General features: G+C 49.3%; 3 protein-coding genes and 1 pseudogene. 2 read left to right on the plus strand and 2 right to left on the minus strand.

Going from position 1 to position 3,644, the window contains the following annotated elements:
* A pseudogene (locus ACTHUE_RS13040) lies at positions 1-67 on the minus strand (30S ribosomal protein S20); the annotation flags it as partial.
* Positions 68-374: 307 nt separating this feature from the next.
* Between ACTHUE_RS13040 and ACTHUE_RS13045 the strand changes: the two are divergent.
* Positions 375-1,517: an extracellular solute-binding protein gene (locus tag ACTHUE_RS13045; RefSeq protein WP_004518822.1), complete on the plus strand. Its 1,143-nt coding sequence runs from the start codon at positions 375-377 to the stop codon at positions 1,515-1,517.
* 75 nt (positions 1,518-1,592) lie between these two features.
* Here the strand turns inward: ACTHUE_RS13045 and ACTHUE_RS13050 are convergent, their stop codons facing one another.
* Positions 1,593-2,024, minus strand: a complete 432-nt coding sequence (locus tag ACTHUE_RS13050) for an EamA family transporter (protein ID WP_003680126.1) — start codon at positions 2,022-2,024, stop codon at positions 1,593-1,595.
* Positions 2,025-2,202: 178 nt separating this feature from the next.
* Between ACTHUE_RS13050 and ACTHUE_RS13055 the strand changes: the two genes are divergently transcribed.
* A partial coding sequence (locus ACTHUE_RS13055) for a formate--tetrahydrofolate ligase (RefSeq protein ID WP_440423668.1) occupies positions 2,203-3,644 on the plus strand: 1,442 nt, incomplete at its 3' end.

Genomic DNA, 3,644 nt, shown 5'->3' on the forward strand with positions numbered 1-3,644 from the left:
TGGCGTTGTGGGCGCGTTGTTTAACCGACTGGCGGGCACGTTTGCGGGCTTGTGCGCTGTTTGCCATATTGAATATCTCCTGAAAAATAAATTCTGTAAACGCGCAATTTTAAAGACAGATTTCCTTATATGCAAGCTTTTTCTCTATAACGCGCGCAAATCAGCCGTATTTTGCCCAAAAACTACAGCCGGTGCAACGCTTTTGGTAAAAAGATGGTGTTGCTTTGCCTTATTTCAATAAAAATCAGATGGATATTGCTTTGCGTTTGCTTACGTTTCCATTACAATAACCTAACTCTGCGCCGGGGTGTTTATGGGGTGCAGGGTTTCTTATTTATTGACATTAACCACTCTTTCATCAGGAATCTGCCCGTATGAAAAAATCCGTATTAGCCGTATTGGCCGCATTGTCTTTGGCCGCGTGCGGCGGTGGCGAGAAAAAAGCCGAGCAACCTCAAGCAGGCAGCGCGCCTGCTGCCAATACCGAAGCAGCCGCCACCGATACTTTGAATATCTACAACTGGTCAAACTACGTTGACGAAAGTACAGTCGAAGACTTCAAAAAAACCAACAATTTGAAGCTGACTTACGATTTGTATGAAAACAACGAAACGTTGGAAGCCAAAATGCTGACCGGCAAATCCGGCTATGACTTGGTTGTACCCGGTATTGCCTTCCTGCCGCGCCAAATTGAGGCAGGTGCATACCAAAAAATCAATAAGGATCTGATTCCGAACTACAAAAACATCGACCCTGAATTGCTGAAGATGTTGGAAACCGCCGACCCTGGCAATCAATACGCCGTTCCATACTTCTCAGGTGTGAATACGATTGCGATTACGGCGAAGGGCAAAGAGCTTTTGGGCGGAAAATTGCCTGAAAACGGCTGGGATTTGCTGTTCAAACCCGAATACACCAACAAGCTGAAATCTTGTGGCATCGCTTTGTGGGATACCCCGAGCGAAATGTTCCCAATCTTGTTGAACTACTTGGGTAAAGATCCTAAAGGCTCGAATCCTGAAGATTTGAAAGCGGCGGCGGAAGTGTTGAAGTCTATCCGTCCTGACGTGAAACGTTTCAGCCCTTCCATCATTGACGAATTGGCGCGCGGCGATATCTGCTTGGCGGCAGGTAACGGCGGCGACTTGAACTTGGCCAAAGCGCGTTCCGAAGAAGTGAAAAACAACGTCGGCATTGAAGTGTTGACACCGAAAGGCATGGGCTTCTGGATTGAATCTTGGTTGATTCCGGCTGATGCAAAAAACATCGCTAATGCCCACAAATACATCAACTACACACTTGATCCCGAAGTGGCTGCGAAAAACGGTATTGCCGTGACCTTCGCCCCGGCCAGCAAACCGGCACGCGAAAAAATGCCTGCAGAGCTGGTGAATACACGTTCTATTTTCCCGAACGAGCAAGACATGAAAGACGGTTTCGTCATGCCTCAAATGAGCGCAGATGCGAAAAAACTGTCTGTCAACTTGTGGCAAAAAATCAAAGTCGGTTCAAATTAATTGTGAGCTGATTGTTTGAAGCAAAGCAAAGGCCGTCTGAAATTTTTCAGACGGCCTTTTTTGATGTCCCAATTTTTATCGTTTCAAAGCCAAAGTCAATACGCCTGCGGTTACCAAGCCTAAGCCTATCCATTCCTGCGTGCTTGGGCGCTCGTCTAAGAAAACGACGGCCATCAGGGCAACCAAGACCAGGCTGAATTTGTCGACGGGCGCGACTTGTGAGGCGTTGCCCAGTTGCAGGGCTTTGAAGTAGGCAAGCCAAGATGCGCCGGTAGCGAGGCCGGATAGGATGAGGAATGTCCAGTTGCGGCCGGTAAAGCCGTTCACACCCTGCCATTTGCCGGTGTAGGTTAAAAACAATACCAAAGCGGCGAGGATGACCAAGGTGCGGATAAAGGTGGCGAAATCTGAATCTATGCCCTGTAAACCCATTTTGGCGAAAATGGCGGTCAATGAGGCGAAGCCTGCCGATGCCAATGCCCAAAACAGCCATGCGTTACTGCTCATGTTTTATTCCTTTGTTTCAAATTGTTGACAATATGAATCCGCTTGTTGATGAAATATCGAAATTTTCACTGCGGTTTGTCTTTGGAAAACGCTATAATAGAACTAATATTCTTTTTCTTCCAGCCGTCTTTATTATATTGTTTCAGACGGCCTTTCCCTCTCTCAATAAAGGAAAATCATGAGCTTCAAAACCGATGCTGAAATTGCCCAGTCTTCCACCATGCGCCCGATTGGTGAAATTGCCGCCAAGCTGGGTTTGAACGTTGACAACATCGAGCCCTATGGTCATTACAAAGCCAAAATCAATCCTGCCGAGGCATTCAAGCTGCCGGAAAAACAAGGCCGTCTGATTTTGGTTACCGCCATTAATCCGACTCCTGCGGGTGAGGGTAAAACCACCGTAACCATCGGTTTGGCGGACGCATTGCGCCATATCGGCAAAGACTCGGTTATCGCCCTGCGCGAGCCTTCTTTGGGTCCGGTGTTTGGTGTTAAAGGTGGTGCGGCAGGCGGCGGCTATGCCCAAGTTTTGCCGATGGAAGACATTAACCTGCACTTTACCGGCGACTTTCACGCCATCGGTGCGGCGAATAACCTGCTCGCCGCCATGCTCGACAACCATATCTATCAAGGCAATGAGTTGAACATCGATCCGAAACGCGTGCTGTGGCGTCGCGTGGTCGATATGAACGATCGTCAGTTGCGCAACATTATCGACGGTATGGGCAAACCTGTTGACGGTGTGATGCGTCCCGATGGTTTTGACATTACCGTTGCGTCCGAAGTGATGGCAGTATTCTGTCTTGCCAAAGACATCAGCGATTTAAAAGAGCGTTTGGGCAACATCCTTGTCGCCTATGCCAAAGACGGCAGCCCTGTTTACGCCAAAGATTTAAAAGCGAATGGCGCGATGGCGGCATTGCTTAAAGATGCGATTAAGCCTAACTTGGTACAAACCATCGAAGGCACTCCGGCCTTTGTACACGGCGGCCCGTTCGCCAACATCGCCCACGGCTGTAACTCTGTAACCGCTACCCGTTTGGCGAAACACCTTGCCGATTACGCCGTAACCGAAGCAGGCTTCGGCGCGGATTTGGGCGCGGAAAAATTCTGCGACATCAAATGCCGTCTGGCGGATTTGAAACCTGATGCGGCTGTTGTCGTGGCTACCGTCCGCGCTTTGAAATACAACGGCGGCGTGGAGCGTGCCAATCTCGGCGAAGAAAACCTCGAAGCCTTGGCAAAAGGCCTGCCTAATCTGCTGAAACACATTTCCAACCTGAAAAACGTATTCGGCCTGCCTGTGGTGGTTGCCATCAACCGCTTTGTGTCCGACTCCGATGCCGAGTTGGCCATGATTGAAAAAGCCTGTGCGGAACACGGCGTCGAAGTTTCCTTGACCGAAGTGTGGGGTAAAGGCGGCGCGGGTGGTGCAGACTTGGCGCACAAAGTCGTCAACGCCATCGAAAATCAACCGAATAACTTCAATTTTGCCTACGATGTTGAGTTGAGCATTAAAGACAAAATCCGTGCGATTGCCCAAAAAGTGTACGGCGCGGAAGATGTCGATTTCAGCGCAGAAGCGTCTGCCGAAATCGCTTCACTGGAAAAACTGGGCTT

This window comes from Neisseria sp. P0021.S005 (assembly GCF_051956955.1).